At 67.1% G+C, this 16,135-nt stretch carries 12 protein-coding genes and 1 tRNA gene; 5 read left to right on the top strand and 8 right to left on the bottom strand.

The features are described 5' to 3' along the window. Nucleotides 1-353 precede the first annotated feature (353 nt). Nucleotides 354-689 carry a hypothetical protein gene (locus tag ACT3S6_RS13850; RefSeq protein WP_444555444.1) on the top strand — a complete coding sequence of 112 codons (336 nt, stop codon included), beginning with the start codon at nt 354-356 and terminating at the stop codon, nt 687-689. A gap of 45 nt (nt 690-734) precedes the next feature. On the opposite strand, the gene ACT3S6_RS13845 is transcribed toward ACT3S6_RS13850, so the two are convergent. Beyond that, entirely contained in the window at nt 735-1,790 is a 1,056-nt protein-coding gene (locus ACT3S6_RS13845; RefSeq protein WP_444555443.1) for a zinc-binding dehydrogenase, read from the bottom strand. Nucleotides 1,791-1,916: 126 nt separating this feature from the next. Here ACT3S6_RS13845 and ACT3S6_RS13840 point away from each other — a divergent pair, with 126 nt between their 5' ends. Then, on the top strand, nt 1,917-2,573 hold the full coding sequence (locus tag ACT3S6_RS13840; protein WP_444555442.1) for a pyridoxine/pyridoxamine 5'-phosphate oxidase: 657 nt from the start codon (nt 1,917-1,919) through the stop codon (nt 2,571-2,573). A gap of 133 nt (nt 2,574-2,706) precedes the next feature. On the opposite strand, the gene sucD is transcribed toward ACT3S6_RS13840, so the two are convergent. Beyond that, complete coding sequence (gene sucD, locus ACT3S6_RS13835) at nt 2,707-3,627, bottom strand: succinate--CoA ligase subunit alpha (RefSeq protein WP_444555441.1); 921 nt, start codon at nt 3,625-3,627, stop codon at nt 2,707-2,709. Between the two features lie 19 nt (nt 3,628-3,646). Continuing rightward, nucleotides 3,647-4,813, bottom strand: coding sequence for an ADP-forming succinate--CoA ligase subunit beta (sucC, locus tag ACT3S6_RS13830; RefSeq protein ID WP_444555440.1), 1,167 nt, complete (start codon nt 4,811-4,813; stop codon nt 3,647-3,649). Nucleotides 4,814-5,036: 223 nt separating this feature from the next. On the opposite strand from sucC, the gene ACT3S6_RS13825 reads away from it, so the two are divergent. Then, on the top strand, nt 5,037-5,678 hold the full coding sequence (locus ACT3S6_RS13825; RefSeq protein ID WP_444555439.1) for a class I SAM-dependent methyltransferase: 642 nt from the start codon (nt 5,037-5,039) through the stop codon (nt 5,676-5,678). A 28-nt stretch (nt 5,679-5,706) separates the two neighbouring features. Here ACT3S6_RS13825 and pcrA read toward each other — a convergent pair whose 3' ends face one another. Continuing rightward, the gene (gene pcrA / locus ACT3S6_RS13820; protein ID WP_444555438.1) at nt 5,707-8,127 is read right to left on the bottom strand and encodes a DNA helicase PcrA; all 2,421 of its coding nucleotides are present in this window, start codon (nt 8,125-8,127) and stop codon (nt 5,707-5,709) included. A gap of 65 nt (nt 8,128-8,192) precedes the next feature. Here pcrA and ACT3S6_RS13815 point away from each other — a divergent pair, with 65 nt between their 5' ends. Continuing rightward, nucleotides 8,193-8,912 carry a hypothetical protein gene (locus tag ACT3S6_RS13815; protein ID WP_444555437.1) on the top strand — a complete coding sequence of 240 codons (720 nt, stop codon included), beginning with the start codon at nt 8,193-8,195 and terminating at the stop codon, nt 8,910-8,912. A 94-nt stretch (nt 8,913-9,006) separates the two neighbouring features. Next, nucleotides 9,007-9,080, top strand: a tRNA-Arg gene (locus tag ACT3S6_RS13810). 354 nt (nt 9,081-9,434) lie between these two features. Here ACT3S6_RS13810 and ACT3S6_RS13805 read toward each other — a convergent pair. The 4 genes from ACT3S6_RS13805 to fdhD all read right to left on the bottom strand — a co-directional run bounded on the left by ACT3S6_RS13805 (nt 9,435) and on the right by fdhD (nt 16,112). Then, the gene (locus ACT3S6_RS13805; RefSeq protein WP_444555436.1) at nt 9,435-10,664 is read right to left on the bottom strand and encodes an ROK family protein; all 1,230 of its coding nucleotides are present in this window, start codon (nt 10,662-10,664) and stop codon (nt 9,435-9,437) included. Nucleotides 10,665-10,895: 231 nt separating this feature from the next. Continuing rightward, the gene (locus tag ACT3S6_RS13800) at nt 10,896-12,779 is read right to left on the bottom strand and encodes an ABC transporter ATP-binding protein (RefSeq protein ID WP_444555435.1); all 1,884 of its coding nucleotides are present in this window, start codon (nt 12,777-12,779) and stop codon (nt 10,896-10,898) included. Nucleotides 12,780-12,853: 74 nt separating this feature from the next. Continuing rightward, nucleotides 12,854-15,211 (bottom strand): FdhF/YdeP family oxidoreductase, encoded by a 2,358-nt coding sequence (locus ACT3S6_RS13795; protein ID WP_444555434.1) that lies wholly within the window; start codon nt 15,209-15,211, stop codon nt 12,854-12,856. Between the two features lie 10 nt (nt 15,212-15,221). Beyond that, the gene (gene fdhD / locus ACT3S6_RS13790) at nt 15,222-16,112 is read right to left on the bottom strand and encodes a formate dehydrogenase accessory sulfurtransferase FdhD (RefSeq protein ID WP_444555433.1); all 891 of its coding nucleotides are present in this window, start codon (nt 16,110-16,112) and stop codon (nt 15,222-15,224) included. Between the last annotated feature and the right edge of the window lie 23 nt (nt 16,113-16,135).

Genomic DNA, 16,135 nt, shown 5'->3' with positions numbered 1-16,135 from the left:
ACCAACGACCTGCGCACGACCGTCAGGTTCGGCAGCGAATGCTCCTCTGATCCAACGATGCTCCAGGATGTCGACTGTCCCGATGCTCTTGTTGCTCCGTGTTGCCTCGGATGAACGACGACGGGTCATCCCTACAAAGTGTCGGGTCTCCCGACTAGGCTGATATCAGCTTCACGAGACATGGCCCCGCCTGCCGCTCCCCCAGGGACGGTCGACGGACAGCTCCGACTGGCCATGCACCAACCCCACTGTGAGCGGCAGGAATGCCGCGAACGGATTGTTCGTCGGGTGGTTCGGATGACGAAGCGGCCCCCGGTAGCCGCCAGGGGCAAGGACGATCCGAAAGGCAGACCATGCCCACCTTATTGCGCCATCATTCCCACGCTCCCGCCGCCCCACCCGCTCATGCTGCCCCGCGTTTCAGCGGGGACTGGGTCGACGCCGTCGTCGTCCTCGGAAACGGGACGGTGCGCATCGACACCCGGGATCGCGGTTACCTCCTCCTCAGTGACGACTTCACCAGCCTCAGGGAAGCCCTCTCACCGCCGCGGGAAGCGATCACGGACGGCCAGCGAACCGGGGTCCAGTTCAACGAACAACTCAAGGTGCTGTTGGTCCCCGGCGGCCATGAGCGGGCGGGCCGTTCCTTCTTCCATCTCCACGCGGCACCTTCGGCCGCCCAGCCCTGATCCGAGACCAGCGGCCAGGGGATCAGGGCGCGGAAGGAGGTTGGGTCAGGGGGTGAGCATGACCTTGATCGACCGGCGTTCGTCCATGGCCCGGTAGGCTTCGGCCGCCTCCTCCAACGGCATCACCGCGTCGAAGACCAGACCGGGGTTGATGGTCCCGGCCAGGACGTCCTCGAGCAGTTCGGGGATGTAGTTCCGGGTGGAGGCGGCACCGCCGGCAACGGTGATGTTCTTGGAGAAGAGCACCCCGATGGGCAGTTCGGCGCCTCCGGCAGGAACCCCCACGAACCCCAGGGCGCCGCCGGCCCGGGTGCAGCGCAACGCCTGGTCCATTGATTCGGCGGTTCCCACGCATTCCAGGACCGAATCGGCCAGAACGCCTCCGAGGAGTTCGGAGACCTTCGCCGCGGCGTCCTTGCCCCGTTCCTCGACGATATCGGTGGCCCCCAGCTGGCGCGCGACCTCCGCACGGTCGGCATGGCGGGACATGGCGATGATGCGGGTGGCGCCCATTCGGCGGGCGGCGAGGACACCGCTGAGCCCGACGGCGCCGTCACCGACGACCACCACGCTGTGCCCCGGCCCCACTTGGGCCCCCAGCGCCGCATGGTGGCCGGTGCCCATGACGTCGGAGAGGGACAGCAGCGACTTGAGCAGCGCTTCATCGGGTTCACTGACACCGGGGACGATGACCAGCGTCCCGTCGGCGTTGGGCACCCTGACGGCCTCCCCCTGGCCGCCGTCGACCTCGAGGCCTTGTTCATCCGTGGCACCCCAGATGGCCCGGTGCGCACACGCCACCTGGACTCCATTGAGGCAATCGGCGCATTCCCCACAGCTATTGGCCCAGGGGGCGATGACGAAGTCGCCCACGGCCAGGGTCGTGACGGCAGATCCCACCTCGGTCACCGTACCCACGAACTCGTGTCCGATCGGATGCGGCTCGCTCGTCTCGCGGACCCCACGGTAGGGCCAGAGGTCGGAACCGCAGACGCAGGCGGCGGCCACCTGGACGATGGCGTCGGTGGGGTGTTGGAGGACCGGCTCCGGCCGGTCCTCGACGCGGATGTCGTGGGCTGCATGGATCATGGTGGCGCGCATGCTGAAGACTCCTGGATACTGGATGGTGACGGTAGGCCTCCAGCCTAGAACTATCCGGGGCCGTCCGCCGCCCCGGCGCCCGTCACCTTCTTGTGGTCCGGGCTCCCCGCCTGACAGGGTTCGACCATGAGAACTCTGCCCGAACTACTGGCCTCGGTCGGATCATTGGTCGGAGCCCCTGCCCCGTTCACCCCGGACCACGCCCCCGAACACCCGCAGGACCTTTTTGTCGACTGGTTCGCCGCAGCCATCGCCGCCGGGGTCACCGAACCCCACGCGATGACCCTGTCCACCGTCGATGCCGACGGGCTCCCCGATGCCCGGGTGCTGATCCTCAAGGGGGTGACCGACGATGGTGCCTGGACCTTCGCCGGGTCGGCGCAGAGCACCAAGGGCGTCCAGCTCGGTGCCCGTCCTGCCGCTGCGTTGACGTTCCATTGGAAGGAACAGATCCGCAGTATCCGTGTGCGGGGCACCGTGGCCCAGGTACCGGCCCCGGCGGCGCGGCGGGACTTCCTCGCCCGGGGGCCGGCTGCGCGCACGGTGGCGTTGAGCGCCCAGCAGAGCAGTCAGCTCACCGACCCCGGCAGTTTCAACCGGGCCCTTTCGGCGCCCCGTCAGCAGCTGGAGGAGGAACCTGAGACGGTTCCGGAGACGTGGAGGGTCTGGCAGTTGGTTCCGGCGAGCGTGGAATTTTGGCAGGGGCAGGAAGATCGCAACCACCTGCGGCTGCAGTATGTGCGTTCGGGCTCGAGTTGGGAACACCACCGTCTCCAGCCCTGATCACTGGGCTTGCGGCCAGGAGCGCTCACGACATCCGGGCCGTCAAACGACATGAGAACGGCGGCCGCCGGTTTCCGTGAGGAAGCTGGCGACCGCCGTCGTCGTGCATGGCCCTTGGGGGCCTGTGGAGTGCCTAGAGGTTGGAGGCCTCGGCCTGCTCCGGGTAGATCTTGCGCAGCAGCGATGCCGTCTCGGACGGGGTCTTACCGACCTGGACCCCTGCGGCCTCGAGGGCTTCCTTCTTGGCCTGCGCGGTGCCCGAGGAGCCGGAGACGATGGCGCCTGCGTGGCCCATGGTCTTGCCCTCCGGGGCGGTGAAGCCGGCCACATAGCCGACGACCGGCTTGGTGACGTTCGCCTTGATGTACTCGGCAGCACGCTCCTCGGCGTCGCCGCCGATTTCGCCGATCATGACGATCGCCTTGGTCTCCGGGTCGGCTTCGAAGGCTGCCAGGGCATCGATGTGGGTGGTCCCGATGACCGGGTCCCCGCCAATGCCGATGGCGCTGGAGAAGCCCAGATCGCGCAGTTCGTACATCATCTGGTAGGTCAGGGTGCCGGACTTGGAGACCAGGCCCACCCCGCCCTTGCCGGTGATGTTCGCCGGGGTGATGCCCACCAGCGCTTCGCCGGGGGTGATGATGCCGGGGCAGTTCGGGCCGATGATGCGGGTGACCTGGTTGCCGTTGGCGTCGACCTTGGACTGGGCCAGTGCCCAGAACTCGGCGGCATCCTGGACCGGGACACCCTCGGTGATGACCACGACCAGGCCGATGCCTGCCTCGATGGCCTCCACGACGGCGTCCTTGGTGAACTTCGGCGGAACGAAGACGATCGAAACGTCCGCGCCGGTGGCCTCGATGGCTTCGGCGACCGCGCCATAGACCGGCAGGCTGACCTCGCCGTGCGTGACGGTGGTGCCGGCCTTGCGGGCGTTCACGCCGCCGACGACCTGGGTGCCGGCGGCGAGCATGCGGGCGGTGTGCTTGGAGCCTTCGCCGCCGGTGATGCCCTGGACGATGACCTTGGAATCCTTGTTGATGAAGATAGACATGTTTTCTTTCCCCTGATCCTTAGGCGTTCGCCAGTTCGGCGGCCTTGTCGGCGCCTTCGTCCATGGTGGTGGCCAGCGTCACGAGCGGGTTGTTGGCTTCGGCCAGGATCTTGCGTCCCTCTTCGACGTTGTTGCCGTCCAGGCGGACGACGAGCGGCTTCGTGGCCTTGTCTCCCAGCATTTCCAGGGCCTTCACGATGCCGTTGGCCACTGCGTCGCACGCGGTGATGCCGCCGAAGACGTTGACGAACACGGACTTGACCTGCTCGTCGTTGAGGATGACGTCCAGGCCGGCGGCCATGACCTCGGCCGAGGCGCCACCGCCGATGTCCAGGAAGTTGGCGGGCTTGACGTTGGCGTGCTTCTCGCCGGCGTAGGCGACGACGTCCAGCGTGGACATGACCAGTCCGGCGCCGTTGCCGATGATGCCGACCTGGCCATCGAGCTTCACGTAGTTCAGGCCTGCGTCCTTGGCCTTGGCCTCGAGCGGATCCGCTGCCCCCTTGTCCTCAAGCGCTTCGTGGTCCGGGTGGCGGACCTCGGAGGCGTTGTCGTCCAGGGTGACCTTGCCGTCGAGGGCGATGATCTCGCCGGCTCCGGTGCGGACCAGCGGGTTGACCTCGACCAGGGTGGCGTCTTCCTTGACGAAGACGTCCCAGAGCTTCACGATCGCTGCGGCGACGTTGGCGCGCAGTTCGGGGGCGAAGCCTGCTTCGGCGACGATTTCGTCGGCCTTGGCGGCATCGATGCCGACGGCCGGGTCGACGGCGACCTTGGCCAGGGCGTCGGGACGCTCCACGGCCAGGACCTCGATCTCCACGCCGCCCTCGACGGAGCACATGGCCAGGTAGTTGCGGTTGGCCCGGTCCAGCAGCACGGAGAAGTAGAACTCCTCGGCGATGTCGGCGCCCTGGGCGATCATGACCTTGTCGACGGTATGGCCCTTGATGTCCATCCCGAGGATGGCGGACGCGTATTCGAACGCCTCGTCGGCGGTCTTGGCGACCTTGACGCCGCCGGCCTTGCCGCGGCCTCCGACCTTGACCTGGGCTTTGACCACTACGACGCCGCCGATTTTCTCAGCGGCGGCCTTGGCTTCTTCAGGGGTGTACGCCACGATGCCGGCAAGCACGGGGACACCGTGCTGCTCGAACAGATCGCGCGCCTGGTATTCATACAGGTCCACGGGTGTGTCCTTCTACGTCGAAGTCGTTTCTGACTCGGAGCGTCGGCACATGTTGGCCCGATGGCTCCACAGGGAACTTTAGCCCCTAGCCGGATGATGCCTTGCCTAGGCTATCGCTTTCGTGAGAAAGAGCACAGTTCTACGCTCCGTAGACAAAGATCGCCGACTTTCCGGGGTTTTCACGTTGTGGACGTGCATTCCGGCCTGCGATATTTTGATTGACATGCCCCCTTCCCGTCCGGCACCGACCGCCCGCATCGCCTATGATCTGGTCGCCGCCGACTACGCCCGGCTCCTGCCCGATACCGCCGCCGAGGCGGCCGCGGATCGTGAAGTCCTGGGCAGGTTCAGTGCCGCGGTGCCCGACCACGGCCCGATACTGGATGCCGGATGCGGCACCGGACGCCTGCTCGGGCATCTCCGGGACCTCGGACACCATGATCTCGCCGGGGTCGACTTCTCGCCGGGAATGATCGACCAGGCCCGGCGCGGGCATCCGGGCGCATCGTTCACCGTCGCCGAGCTGGCGGGGTTGCCGTATCCGGCGAACAGCTTCGAAGGGGTCCTGGCCTGGTATTCGATCATCCACACGGCGCCGGAGGAACTGGGGGCCGTATTCGGCCAGTTCCTTCGCGTCCTGCGCCCCGGAGGGAGCCTGTTGCTCGGGTTCCAGTCGGGTTCCGGCCCCCGGGAGATCCGGCGGGCCTACGGCCGCGACGTGAAGATGACCGCGTACATGCACGACCCCGCCGATCTGGTGACGCGGTTGGGCGCCCTGGGCTTCGTGATCGACGAAGACCTGCAGCGGGCACCCCGCGACCATGAATCCTCTCCGCAGGGCTTCCTGCGGGCCCACCGCCGCTGAGCACCGGGCAGGCCTGCCCGGAGACGAATCAGCCGAGTTTGCTCAGCGGCGCATAACGCAGCAGCAGACGCTTCTCCTCTGCGGTGAACTTCACCTTCGCCACGGTCTTGTCCCCCGCCCCCTCCAAGGCGAGCACCACGCCCTCGCCGAAGGTGCTGTGGGAGACCTTGTCCCCCACGGAGAGCTGGATGACTTCCTTCTGTGGCTGCACCCGTCCCGCGGCCCGGGCCGTGGGCGCGGTATGTAGCGAGCCGGTTTCGATATCCCCGGCGCGACGTCCGCCCCCTCCCCCGGTACCGGCACCCCAGAAGGATCCGCCGTCGTACCGGCTCGTGGCGAAGTCTCGGCTGCCAAAGGCCCCGGGCGCCGAACGGATCGCCCCTTCGCGTTTCCAATCGAGCAGTTGGCTGGGAATCTCCTCCAGGAACTGGCTGGCCGGGTTGTACTGCGACTGGCCCCACAGGCTGCGGTATTCCGCCCGGGTGACATAGAGCCGGCGACGGGCCCGGGTCAGTCCGACGTAGGCCAGCCGGCGTTCCTCGGCGAGCTCCTTGGGGTCGGTCATCGAACGCTGGTGCGGGAAGATGCCGTGTTCCATGCCCGTGAGGAAGACCGTGGGGAACTCCAGGCCCTTGGCGGTATGCAGGGTCATCAGGGTCACCATGCCTTCACGCTCGGCCATCTGCGCGCCCTCGTCGTCGTCGGGGGCATCGGGGATCGAGTCGGCGTCGGCCACCAGCGAGACCTGCTCCAAGAACCCGCCCAGCGTGCCCTCGGGGTTCTCCCGTTCGTAGTCCCTGACCACGGCGACCAGTTCGGCCAGGTTCTCCACCCGTGATTCATCCTGCGGGTCATCGGATTTGCGCAGCATCTCCAGGTAGCCGGTCTGCTCCAGTACGGCCTCCACCGCGGCAGCCGCCCCGGAGCCTTCGGCGACCACCGCGAGGTCGTCGATGATCTTCACGAAGCCGGCGACGGCCTTGGTGCTGCGGGTGGCCAGCCCGGGAGCCTCATCGGCGCGGCGCAGGGCCTCCATGAAGGGGATGCGCTCCTTCTCCCCCAGGGCCGCCACCGCATATTCGGCCCGGTCGCCGATCCCGCGTTTGGGCACATTCAGGACGCGCCGGACGTTGACGTCGTCCTCCTGGTTGGCCAGCACCCGCAGGTAGGCCAACGCGTCCTTGATCTCCTTGCGGTCATAGAACCGCGTGCCGCCGACGACCTTGTATTTCAGGTCCACCCGCATCAGCTGTTCCTCCAGCGAGCGCGATTGGGCGTTGGTGCGGTAGAACACGGCCACGTCCCCGGGGCGGATGCCCTCCTCGTCGTTGAGCCGCAGGATCTCCCGGGCGATCCACCGGGCCTCGTCCTGTTCCGATTCGCCCACGTAGCCCACGATCCGCGGGCCCTCCCCCTCGGCGGTCCACAACCTCTTCTCGGGGCGATCCTCATTGAGCGAGATCACCGCGTTGGCTGCGTTGAGGATGGTCTGGGTGGACCGGTAGTTCTGTTCGAGCTTGATCGTCTCGGCTTCCGGGTAGTCCTTGCCGAATTCGACGATATTGCGGATATCGGCACCACGGAAGGCGTAGATGGACTGGTCGGAGTCACCCACCACGGTCAATTCCCCGCCCGGGGTCTGCCCGTCGGGGCCGGTGAGTTCGCGCACCAGCGAGTACTGCGCGTGGTTGGTGTCCTGGTACTCGTCGACCAGCACATGACGGAACCGCCGCCGGTAGTTGTCGGCAATGCCGGGAAAGGCCCGGAAGATGTTCACGACCTGGCCGATGAGGTCATCGAAGTCCATGGCGTTGGCCTGGCGCAGCCGCTGCGTGTACCCGCGGTAGACCTCCGAGACGGCCGCGGCGAACGGGTCGTTCATGTTCGTGGTGGAGGCATTCTCCTCGTCGTCGATCAGTTCGTTCTTCAACGCCGAGATCCGGTGTTGCATCGCCTTGGGCGCGAACTTCTTCGGGTCCAGGTCCAGCCCCTTGGCGATCAGCGTGATCAGCCGCAGGGAATCGGCGGCATCGTAGATCGAGAAGTTGGATTTCAGTCCCACCGAGGTGGCCTCGCGACGCAGGATCCTCACGCAGGAGGAGTGGAACGTGGAGATCCACATCTTCTGCGCCGGTTCCCCCACCAGCTCCCCGATACGTTCACGCATTTCGGCGGCGGCCTTGTTGGTGAAGGTGATCGCCAGGATCTCATGCGGGCGGGCCCTGCCCGTGGCCAGCAGGTAGGCGATGCGGTGGGAAAGCACCCGGGTCTTGCCCGAGCCGGCACCGGCGACGATCAGCAGCGGGCTGCCCGCATGCTTCACCGCCCGTTCCTGCTCCGGGTTCAGCCCCTCCAGCAGTTCGGCGGCCTGCGGGGGCCCGGAGGCGCCGGCGTCGTTTGCACTCAGGCGCGAGCGCGCCTCGGAAAAGTCGTCGAAGAGAAAATCCATGGTCCCCCCAGTCTACGGTTGCCGGCGTTTTCCCGCCCCGGCCCCCGTCCCGGCATAATGGCGCCATGTCCAAGAAGCCCGCACAGCGCCGCAAGAAGTCCCGCCAGCAGAAGAACCAGGCCACGGGGAACCCGGGATCGCCGGCGAAAAGCGGTGCGGGCGGTCCGCCCCGCCAGTCTCCGGGCAGTGTGCCCCCGCGGCCGGGCAGCGCCCTGGCCAACACCACCACCGGCAGGACCCCGGAACAGGCCCAGGGCAACGGCAACCTGATCCTCTGGGCGGGGCTCGGCGCCGTCCTCCTGCTCTTCTGGTACTATCACCTGCTGGTCTTGAACCAGATGCAGGACCTCTCCGGGGGCCTGGCGATGCCCGATCAGCTGCTCGGCGGCTTCGACGCGGACTACATCCGGAAACTCCAAACGGTCATGGACGACGATGCCCTGGGCCAACTGTCCTACGTGCATAAGACGGCGGGCACGTTGTTCCCGCTCTTCACCGCCCTGGTGGCGATGCTGGCCATTGCCCTGCATGTGCCGCGGCGGGGGCTGCGCTGGGGCTTGTGGGCGATCCCGCTGCTGTTCGCGATCGTCTCCCTGTGGACCAACCCGATGATCGACGGGCTGCTCGCCGGAACCACCGATCCGGACCGGGTGGGCCTGGCCTCGGCGTTGACCATCACCGGCTGGATCCTGCTCTTCGCCACGGTGGCGACCGCCCTGGCGGTGGTCATCGCCTCGTTCGTGCGCACGTTCCGACGCAGGTGGGGCGAGGCCGGACTGTCCTGAGCCGGGGCGGACCCGACCGGAGTCGTTTTCGGTGTGACCGGATTCTGCCGCTAGGATGGTTGCTGTTCGCCCGGGCTCAGCCCCACGGCGATTGGTCCCTGTAGCTCAGTCGGATAGAGCGACCCTCTCCTAAAGGGTAGGCCACCGGTTCGATTCCGGTCAGGGGCACCCTGTTCCCCCGCGTCCGGCACCCCGGGCCACCGGACGAAGGCACCCATTAAACAAATATTGGTGCCGACCGGCGTATGGCTGATGGCTCCCTTAAAAACATCAACGGTGCCGGTCGGCACCCATGTCAGCCCTGTTCCCCGTAGCCGCCAACCTGCCGTTCCCCCACCAGGCACGGAAGCCGTTGAGACTCGCATTGCCGTGTCGATGGGCAACTTGGTGGCTGCAGCACTGACACTTATATCTAATTCCACTGGACTTAGAATGTCAACCTTCGAAACCAACCCGTTATGACAACGGGCGCCACCGGTTTTCACCGATGACGCCCGTGGCGTCATATCTTGCCGTCGAGGCTCAGTTCAGGAGCAGGACGCTGGCCTTGGGCGACAGGCTGGCGTCGAGGATGGCGCAGCCGCCGCCGATGGCGGCGACCTCCGGGCCCAGCTCGGAATCGACGACGCTGATCGAATGGACGTCCTTAGCGTTGAAGCGCTGGTTGATAATCTCGGCGGCCCCGGACAGGACGTGGTCGCTAATCAGCGGCCAGTAGGGTCCGCCGTAGATGACCTTGTCGACGTCGAGGGCGTTGATCAGCTGGGCGACCATATCGGCGGTCCGGCCTGCGAAGTCGCGCAGTAGTCCGATGGCGACCTCGTTGCCTTCGTCCGCCAGTTCGGCCAGCTTCATCATCCCTTCGGCCCGTCCGGCGACATCGGCGTTCTCCGGGATGCCCAGGTCCAGCCCCGCCTTGGTGGCCTTGTTGTCGAGGTTCTCGAAGGAGGTCGCCCCGGCCAGGCAGTCCTTGCGACCGCAGGCGCAGAGCCCGGTCTCCTCACCGACCGAGAAGTGGCCGATCTCCCCCGCGTTATTGCTCACCCCACGGACGATCTCCCCGTTGATGACCATGCCCACGCCGATGCCCGCCCCGACGTAGACGAACACGAAGTCCTGCTCGTCCTCGGGGTTCTTGCCGTTCCAGACCTCGGCGATGGACGCCGCGATCGTGTCCTTTTCCAAGATGACGTTCAGCCCCAGCTTGGCAGCCAACGGCTTGACGAACTCGACCTTGGTCCAGCCATCGAGCAGCGGCGGCGCCGTGACGTGTCCACCCTCCAGATCCATCGGTCCGGGGACGACGACGCCGACCCCGACGACGCGGTCCCGGGGCTGCCCGGATTCCTTGATCAATTCCTCGACGGCCTCGGCCATCTGGTCCACGGTGGATTCAGGATCCACCACGGCCGGGGTGAAGTACCGCTTGGAATGGAGCACTTCGCCGCGCAGGTTCAGCATCACCTGGGTGATCCCGGCCGGGTCCAGGTGGATGCCGACCGCGAGCTGGCGGTTGACTTCGAGTTCCAGCACGGTCCGCGGCTTCCCCGGACCGGAGACGATGGTGCGGTCCTCACGAACCAGCCCCTCATCGAGCAGGCGACGGACGACGTTGGAGATCGTTTGGGGCGACAAACCGGTGGATCCCGCCAATTCGACCCGACTAACTCCGTCGAGCGCCCGCCGGATCGATTCAAAGATAACCGCTTGGTTGAAGTCGCCTAGGCGCCCAAGGTTGGTGCCGCGCTGCATGTAATCTCCAGATCATTTCGTACCACGGATGATTGTTGATCGTGGCGTGTCTCTCCCAAGCAACGCCACCCAGACCGTGCTCCTGAGGAGCACATGGTCCTTGATTCTACATATACGACCAGTCCCCATGGCCGAGCGCCATGGCCAAAGCCCCCAAACCCGGCCCTGTTCAGCCGGTGGAAGCCGTTTCTCCGGGCCGGGACGCCGGGGCGCGTTGCGGTGGGCCGCCGCTCACTGCCCCGGGGCCGCTTCGGGGCCCGTGGAGGCGAACTGGGTCCGGTAGAGCTCGGCATACCGTCCACCGACGGCGAGCAGTTCGGCATGGCTTCCGCGTTCGACGATCCGACCTCCCTCGACCACGAGGATGGCATCGGCGGTGCGGATCGTGGAGAGCCGGTGGGCGATGACCACGGCCGTCCGACCGGCCAGGGCCTCCCCCAGCGCAGCCTGGACCGCTGCCTCGCTGGTCGAATCCAGGGCCGCCGTGGCCTCGTCCAGCAGCACGACCCGCGGGGCGCCAAGCAGCAGGCGGGCAATGGTCAGGCGTTGGCGTTCGCCCCCGGAGAGCCGATAGCCGCGTTCGCCCACCATCGTGTCCAGCCCGTCGGGCAGTGTCCGGATCAGGTCGTCGAGCCGGGCCCGCCGCAGGGCATCCCACAGAGCCTCGTCGGAGGCCTCCGGATGGGCCATGCGCAGGTTCGCCGCGATGGTGTCGTGGAAGAGGTGGCCGTCCTGGGTCACCATGCCTATGGTGGCCCGCATCGAGGCGAAGCGGGCCTCGCGGACATCGAGTCCGGAGAACTCCACGGAACCCTGATCGACGTCGTACAGCCGGGCCAACAATTGCGCGATGGTCGATTTTCCCGCACCCGAGGAACCGACCAGCGCGTAGGTCTGCCCTGCGGGGACCTCGAAGTCGATGCCATGCAGGACCTCCTGGCCACCTCGGCTGTCCAGCACGGACACGTCCTCGAGCGAGGCCAGGGAGACCTTCTCGGCGCTGGGGTAGCCGAAGCGCACGTCGCGGAAGCGCACCGATACCGGCCCGGCGGGAACGTCGGTGGCCTCGGGGCTCTCGGTCAACAGCGGTTTCAGGTCCAGGATCTCAAAGACCCGGTCGAAGGAGACCAGCGCGCTCATCACCTCCACCCGGGCATTGGCCAGCCCCGTCAGCGGCGCGTACAGGCGTGTCAGCAGCAACGCCAGGGTCACCACGTCACCGGCCTTCAGCCGGCCCTCGAGGGCGAAGGCACCGCCGAGCCCGTAGACCAGTGCCAGGGTCAGGGCCGTGACCAGGGTCAGCGAGGTCACGAAGAAGAACTGGCGCATGGCGGTCTTCACCCCGATGTCGCGGACCCTGGCGGTGCGTTCGGCGAAGGCCTGCGCCTCGACCTCGGGTCGGCCGAAGAGCTTGACCAGCGTGGCCCCCGGCGCCGAGAAGCGTTCGGTCATCTGCGTGCCCATATCCGCGTTGTAGTCCGCGGCCTCGCGGCGCAGGCGGGCCACGGTGGCCCCCATGCGTCGGGCGGGGATCAGGAAGATCGGCAGCATCAGCACCGCGATCAGGGTCAGTTGCCAGGAGTAGCTGACCATCACCCCCGCGGTGAGGATGAGGGCCACGACGTTGCTGACGACCCCGGAGAGGGTTCCGGCGAAGGCCTGCTGGGCACCGATGACGTCGTTGTTCAGCCGGCTGACCAGGGCCCCGGTCCGGGTCCTGGTGAAGAAGGCGATGGGCATCTTCTGCACGTGTTCGTAAACGGTGGTGCGCAGATCGTAGATGACTTGTTCACCGAGGCTGGAGGAGAGCCAACGGTTCCACAGCGAGACGCCGGCTTCGGCGATGGCCACGGCCGCGATCAACAAGGCCAGCCGCACGATGGTGGACAACGGCCCGTCGGCGACGATGGCGTCGATGACCTTGCCGGCCAGCACTGGGGTCGCCACGGCCAGGACCGCGGCGACGGCCGACAGGATGACGAACAGGCTCAACCGGCGCCCGTAGCCGCGGGCGAAATCAATGATCCGACGCACGGTCCCGGGGGCGAACTGCCGCCCGGTTTTTCCCGAGGACATCTTATGCAGGGAGCTCCAGGCTGCCTGGTCCATGCTCACGGCGGGGTCCTTCCATCACGACGTCCCGGCACGTTGCCGGGACGCGCCCCCATGCTACCCGCGGCGGGGCACCCCTAGGCTGCCGGTTCCGGCCGGCGGGCGGGACGCTCGCGTTCGTCGAAGGTCCGGCTGGGTTCTTCGGTATGCGGAACGAACCCGACGGTCATGGCCTTATAGCCGGGGGTGTTCGACTCCCTGGCGACCAGTCCCCGGTGGACCAGGGCATTGGCTTCCGGGAAGTAGGCGGCCGCGCAGCCGCGGGCCGTGGGGTAGGCCACGAGCCGGAACCGGTTGGCTCGGCGCTGGGTTCCGCCGAACGTGGAGATCACATCCACCAGGTCGCGGTCCGTGAATCCGAGCTCGGCCAGGTCCTCCGGGTGGACCAGGATGACCCGACGCCCGTTGGAGATCCCGCGGTAGCGGTCGTCCAGACCGTAGAACGTGGTGTTGTACTGGTCGTGGCTGCGCAGCGTCTGCAGGATCAGGTGCCCCTCGGGAGCCGAAAGGTATTCCAAGGGGCTGACCGTGAAGCGGGCCTTGCCGATGTCGGTGGCGAAGGTCCGGGTATCACGCGGCGGGTTCGGCAGGACGAATCCGTTGCGGGTGCGCACCCTCCGGTTGAAGTCCTCGAAGCCCGGGCAGACGGCGGCGATGTGATCGCGAATGACGTCGTAGTCCTGGGCCATGGTCCGCCAGTTGACCGCATGGTCCTCCCCCAGCGTCGCCGCGGCCATGCGGGCGACGATGACCGGTTCGGCCAGCAGGTGCCGGGACATCGGGGCGAGCCGGCCCTGGGTGGTGTGCACGACGGACATGGAGTCCTCCACCGAAAGGAACTGCGGGCCGGTGGGGTGCTTATCGTCGCGATCGGTGCGCCCCAGCGTGGGCAGGATCAATGACGTCCTGCCGTGGACGACGTGGGAGCGGTTGGGTTTGGTGGAGATGTGCACGGTCAATCCGGCCCGGCGCATCCCGGCCTCGAGTGCTTCGGTATCGGAGCAGGCCAGCGAGAAGTTCCCGCCCATGGACACGAAGACATCGACGTCGTCGTTCTCGAAGGCCTCGACCGTGTCGGTGGAGTCGTAGCCGTGCTCGCGGGGGGTGGTGATGCTGAATTCCGCATCCAGGGCGGCCAGGAAGTCCTCCTTCGGTTTCTCCCACACCCCCATGGTGCGGTCCCCCTGGACGTTGGAGTGACCGCGGACCGGGCAGGCGCCGGCCCCCGGCTTGCCGAAGTTCCCCTGCAGCAGCAGGACGTTGATCAGTTCCTTCAGGGTGTCCACGGAATGCGGCTGCTGGGTCAGTCCCAGGGCCCAGCAGATGATGGTTCCCTTGGATTTGGCCAGCATCGAGGCGACCGTCGAGATCTCCTGGCGGGAGAGTCCGGTGGCTTCCTCGGTGGCTTCCCAATCGATCGTGGCCCGGGCCGCGGCATAGGCGTCGAAACCATTGGTCTGGGACTCGACGAATTCGCGGTCCACGATGCTGCCCGGGTGACGGGCCTCCTCCGCCAGGAGCAGGTGACCGAACGCCTGGAACAGGGCCAGGTCCCCGCCGACCTTGATCTGCAGGAATTCATCGGCGATCCGGGTCCCGCCCCGGACCAGGCCGTCGACGGTTTGCGGGTCGCGGAAGTTGAGCAGGCCGGCCTCGGGCAGCGGGTTCACGGCGACGACCTTGGCCCCGCGTTTGCGGGCGTCGGCCAATGCCGAAAGCATGCGCGGATGGTTGGTCCCGGGGTTCTGCCCGATGACGAAGATCAGCTCGGAATGTTCGAAGTCCTCCAGCGATACCGTCCCCTTGCCGATGCCGATGGTCGGGCTCAGCGCGGTGCCGGAGGACTCGTGGCACATGTTCGAACAGTCGGGCAGGTTGTTCGTCCCGATGCTGCGGGCGAAGAGCTGGTACATGAACGCCGTCTCGTTCGCGGTGCGTCCCGACGTGTAGAAGACGCAGCGGTCGGCGGTCGTGGCGTTGATGTGCTCGCCCACGGTGGCGAAGGCCTGCGACCAGGAGACGGGCCGGTAGTGGCTCTCCCCTTCACGGATCATCATCGGTTCGGTGATCCGGCCCTGGTTTCCCAGCCAGTACTCGGTCTTGTCGCCCAGGTCCTCGATGGAGTGTTCGGCCCACCAGGCGGCGTCGGCCGTCCGGGTGGTGCTCTCCTCGGCGAGGGCCTTGGCCCCGTTTTCACAGAATTCGGCGGGCTTACGGGCCCCGGTGATCGATTCGGGCCAGGCGCAGCCGGGGCAGTCGACCCCTCCGCGCTGGTTCACCCGCAGCATCGAGCGCAGCGTCCGGCTGACCCCGGCCTGGGAATATCCGCGGTCCAAGGCGACCATGACCGCCTTGACCCCGGCCGCCGTCGTCTTCGGGGCGCCGACTTCCAGCGCATCCTCATTGATGTCCTGTTCAGGAGCCGAGCGCTTCACGTCGACCGTCCTACTTCCTGTTGTCCGGGGCGGCCGGGGCGTGGGGCGCCGGCGCCTGGTGGTCCACGGAGTCGTCGGTGTCGATCCGCTCCGGGTGGGTATAGAGGTTCACGCTGCTTCCGCGGGCGAAGGCCGCAACGGTCAGTCCGGCCCGCTCGGCGAGTTCCACGGCCAGTGACGAGGGCGCCGAGACGGCGCAGAGCACGGGGATGCCGGCGAGGTAGGCCTTCTGCACCAGTTCGAAGGAGGCCCGGCCAGAGACCTGCAGGACGGTGTCGCGCAGCGGCAGCCTGCCTTCCCGCAGGGCCCAGCCGACGACCTTGTCCACGGCGTTGTGCCGTCCGACGTCCTCGCGCAGGCACAGCAGGTTCCCGTCCGTGTCGAACAGTCCTGCCGCGTGGACCCCGCCGGTCTTGCCGAAGAGTTCCTGGCTCGAGCGCAGGGTCGTGGAGAGTCCGAGGAGGGTTCCGACGCCGATGACTCCGCTGGACGGGGCCACGGTGAACCGGCTGGTCTTGGCGACCGCGTCGATGGAGGCCGTGCCACAGATCCCGCAGGAGGAGGACGTGAAGATATGCCGGTCCAGGGACGGGTCGGGGATGATGGCGCCTTCGCCCAGGCCTGCTTCGACGACGTTGAAGGTCTGGCGGCCGTCCTCGTCCTCGCCGGCGCAGAACCGCATGCTGCTCAATTCCTCCGGGCCGCCGATGATTCCCTCGCTGACCAGGAAGCCGGCCACCAGGTCGAAGTCGTTGCCGGGGGTGCGCATGGTGATGCTGAAGACGCGCCGGCCCAATCGGATCTCCAACGGTTCCTCAGCGGCGATCGTCTCTTCGCGGACACGGGAGCCGGTCTCCGAGGAATAGTGGACGACACGGCGCCGCCGGGTCAGTCTGCCCACCCGTTGGCCTCCTTCTTCGCGCC

The sequence above is a fragment of the Arthrobacter sp. AOP36-C1-22 genome (assembly GCF_052377515.1).
In the GTDB taxonomy this organism is placed as follows: Bacteria; Actinomycetota; Actinomycetes; order Actinomycetales; family Micrococcaceae; genus Arthrobacter_H.
Note: the sequence above shows the minus strand (reverse complement) of the source record. Positions and strands in the feature narration are given on the sequence as shown.

Coding starts and splice junctions, on each gene's coding strand:
- ACT3S6_RS13850 (WP_444555444.1), top strand. CDS start 354: ATGCCCACCTTATTGCGCCATCATTCCCACGCTCCCGCCGCCCCACCC.
- ACT3S6_RS13845 (WP_444555443.1), bottom strand. CDS start 1,790: ATGCGCGCCACCATGATCCATGCAGCCCACGACATCCGCGTCGAGGAC.
- ACT3S6_RS13840 (WP_444555442.1), top strand. CDS start 1,917: ATGAGAACTCTGCCCGAACTACTGGCCTCGGTCGGATCATTGGTCGGA.
- sucD (WP_444555441.1), bottom strand. CDS start 3,627: ATGTCTATCTTCATCAACAAGGATTCCAAGGTCATCGTCCAGGGCATC.
- ACT3S6_RS13825 (WP_444555439.1), top strand. CDS start 5,037: ATGCCCCCTTCCCGTCCGGCACCGACCGCCCGCATCGCCTATGATCTG.
- pcrA (WP_444555438.1), bottom strand. CDS start 8,127: ATGGATTTTCTCTTCGACGACTTTTCCGAGGCGCGCTCGCGCCTGAGT.
- ACT3S6_RS13815 (WP_444555437.1), top strand. CDS start 8,193: ATGTCCAAGAAGCCCGCACAGCGCCGCAAGAAGTCCCGCCAGCAGAAG.
- ACT3S6_RS13805 (WP_444555436.1), bottom strand. CDS start 10,664: ATGCAGCGCGGCACCAACCTTGGGCGCCTAGGCGACTTCAACCAAGCG.